The sequence below is a fragment of the Paenibacillus sp. P4_E11 genome (genome assembly GCF_056401635.1).
In genome coordinates this window covers 1-1,998 of the sequence record NZ_JBFUIX010000378.1, presented here as the reverse complement: position 1 = coordinate 1,998, position 1,998 = coordinate 1, and the positions used below count along the sequence as shown (strand labels likewise).

Genomic DNA, 1,998 nt, shown 5'->3' with positions numbered 1-1,998 from the left:
GCAATATTCGCTCCTTTTTGGTATGATTGAAACAACTTTTGTTTTCCTTATGCGCTCTCTGCCGTTGCTGCGGCAAGGGCGTTCTTTATTTGCTCGTAATATCTTGCAATCCCAATCCATTCAGTACGTTCCGCGCTCCCGAGAGGGGCGAGCATCATCTGCCTGTAACAGTGTCGTAGTTTGGCGTATACGTCTGCTAGGCTCATTTGTCCAACCTCAATTCAGCCCAATTCGCAAAAGTACTGTACCAACATGTGCCGCCTTTATATTCATTACCGTCTGAATCTACTCGTACATATTCGATGTCAGCTCCGACAGGACTTAATACCTTCTGCCCTTTTCCGTTTGGTTTGAAATGCCAGAACTGCTTTACCTTACGCGGTAATCCGGTTTTCCCTCTGTACTCGCCGCCGATTTCAATATCCTCTATTTTGATCATTCGCAATCCCTCCCTTGCTCAACCTCAAACTCATCGATGCAGGTTTGTAGCTGCTGTACCGTGTCTCGCGCTTCCTTTACCGACAGCATAGAGGTGTACGTTGAGCCGTATCGCTCATGTTTCAACTCGATCAGCCGCGCGTCTGAGTATACTTTGTACGTAGCTTGGTGAAGGCGTAGAGGCTTATCTGGTATTGTTGCTGTGATCACACGGCAACCCTCTCTTCCATCGCTTGGTCATGCTCATACTGCAGTTGTTCTTGTGCTTCAATCGCGGCTATTTCAGTGTTCCATTCATCTGTGCTGAATAGGTCGCTGAGCCAAGCGCTGTCCGCTATGTCTTCCCCGTTGCGGAGTTTGTCAGCTATCAGTTTGCATACATAGGCTTGGGTTTCAAGATGCTGGACGAGACTTTCACGTTTGGTCATTCTTCGTTCACTCCTCTGTTTAGAATGGCTTTGATGCCCATAACGATGTCGTGTTCGCTAAACCCTCGTTCGATACACCTCTTCTTTATGAGCCATTGAATGGCTTCTTCTTCTGTTGTCTGTTCTACTTCATAGCCGTTTACTAGGGCTTTGATCAGATTATCAGGGTGCATTTTCCCTTGGCCCATGTGACTATCCAGAATCCTAATTTCGGCGATATGATGACTGGTTTTCTCGTGCATCATTCCGACGATGGCGTAATCACTGAACCCATTCTGCTTACTTCTCAGCGACTCAATCGCTTCCACTACCTCTCGTGGCAGCTTTACCTTTTCACTCATACTGATTCTCCTCTCAGCCGCTTCAATGTCTCTCGGGCGAGTTCGCCACCGTCACTGACAAATGCTCCATACTCCTCAATCGTTCCCCAGTTAAGTTCATCTGCGTACCATTCCAGTGTCTTTTGCATTTCCTCTACTTTCCTGCCTCGTTCCTCAGCCAAATCATAGTTGTGATCTCCGATATACACAGAGGCTTCAAGTCGTTTATTGAGGCGTTCCACTTCGGATACAAGGGATGCAAGCCATTCAGGAGCGTGAGCCGCTAACACGTTGTCTTCTTCCTTCAGGAATCCACCGATTCCAACGCGCATGTTTTGATTTGATACGATCTCATTTCCGTTGTCATACCAGTCTGGCGTTGCCTTGCTAAGCGCTTCTTTGATTGCATCTAAGTTCATTTCCTGGCCTCCATCCGTCGATTAGTGTCGTTCCAYTTCTTCCGGTACATCTCCACGTTGATCACTGGCTTATGGTAGCTGGCTAATACCTCTTGTGTGCTGATGCTGAGTGGTTCAGCGTGTTCGCGTACCATTGGGTTATCAATCTCTTGTCGCATGCTACTCAACTCCGTCCACGTTAATGATGATGTTGCCAAGGCAATCCACTTCGATGCTGACTATCTCTACTTCTTCCCCGTTGATTGATACTTTCACCGTTCGATCCATCAGGTTTTGGTCGTGTTTGAACCGTCTTTCCGTGCTTCCATCACTTGTCTCAGAAACTCTTGAAATTCCATTGTGTAGCCTCCTATTCTTTCGTATCCTTCTATTCTTTCGGCTGGGGTGATGCGG

General features: G+C 47.3%; 7 protein-coding genes. All 7 read right to left on the bottom strand.

The window, feature by feature from the left end; translation table 11 throughout:
• Positions 1 to 202: 202 nt before the first annotated feature.
• A complete protein-coding gene (locus AC1DWB_RS34220; RefSeq protein ID WP_477545534.1) occupies positions 203 to 439 on the bottom strand; it encodes a hypothetical protein in 237 nt (78 codons plus the stop codon).
• Positions 436 to 648 carry a hypothetical protein gene (locus tag AC1DWB_RS34215; RefSeq protein WP_477545533.1) on the bottom strand — a complete coding sequence of 71 codons (213 nt, stop codon included), beginning with the start codon at positions 646 to 648 and terminating at the stop codon, positions 436 to 438. The genes AC1DWB_RS34220 and AC1DWB_RS34215 overlap by 4 nt, the downstream gene beginning before the upstream one ends.
• Entirely contained in the window at positions 645 to 866 is a 222-nt protein-coding gene (locus AC1DWB_RS34210) for a hypothetical protein (protein WP_477545532.1), read from the bottom strand. The genes AC1DWB_RS34215 and AC1DWB_RS34210 overlap by 4 nt, the downstream gene beginning before the upstream one ends.
• On the bottom strand, positions 863 to 1,207 hold the full coding sequence (locus AC1DWB_RS34205; RefSeq protein WP_477545531.1) for a hypothetical protein: 345 nt from the start codon (positions 1,205 to 1,207) through the stop codon (positions 863 to 865). Before AC1DWB_RS34205 ends, AC1DWB_RS34210 begins: the two co-directional genes overlap by 4 nt.
• Complete coding sequence (locus AC1DWB_RS34200) at positions 1,204 to 1,605, bottom strand: hypothetical protein (RefSeq protein WP_477545530.1); 402 nt, start codon at positions 1,603 to 1,605, stop codon at positions 1,204 to 1,206. Before AC1DWB_RS34200 ends, AC1DWB_RS34205 begins: the two co-directional genes overlap by 4 nt.
• Positions 1,602 to 1,763, bottom strand: coding sequence for a hypothetical protein (locus tag AC1DWB_RS34195; RefSeq protein WP_477545529.1), 162 nt, complete (start codon positions 1,761 to 1,763; stop codon positions 1,602 to 1,604). Before AC1DWB_RS34195 ends, AC1DWB_RS34200 begins: the two co-directional genes overlap by 4 nt.
• 1 nt (position 1,764) lies before the next feature.
• The coding region (locus AC1DWB_RS34190) for a hypothetical protein (RefSeq protein ID WP_477545528.1) at positions 1,765 to 1,998 on the bottom strand (234 nt) is incomplete at its 5' end.

Excerpts from the sequence above, each read along its gene's own strand:
- AC1DWB_RS34220 (WP_477545534.1), bottom strand. The coding sequence starts at position 439 with ATGATCAAAATAGAGGATATTGAAATCGGCGGCGAGTACAGAGGGAAA.
- AC1DWB_RS34210 (WP_477545532.1), bottom strand. The coding sequence starts at position 866 with ATGACCAAACGTGAAAGTCTCGTCCAGCATCTTGAAACCCAAGCCTAT.
- AC1DWB_RS34205 (WP_477545531.1), bottom strand. The coding sequence starts at position 1,207 with ATGAGTGAAAAGGTAAAGCTGCCACGAGAGGTAGTGGAAGCGATTGAG.
- AC1DWB_RS34200 (WP_477545530.1), bottom strand. The coding sequence starts at position 1,605 with ATGAACTTAGATGCAATCAAAGAAGCGCTTAGCAAGGCAACGCCAGAC.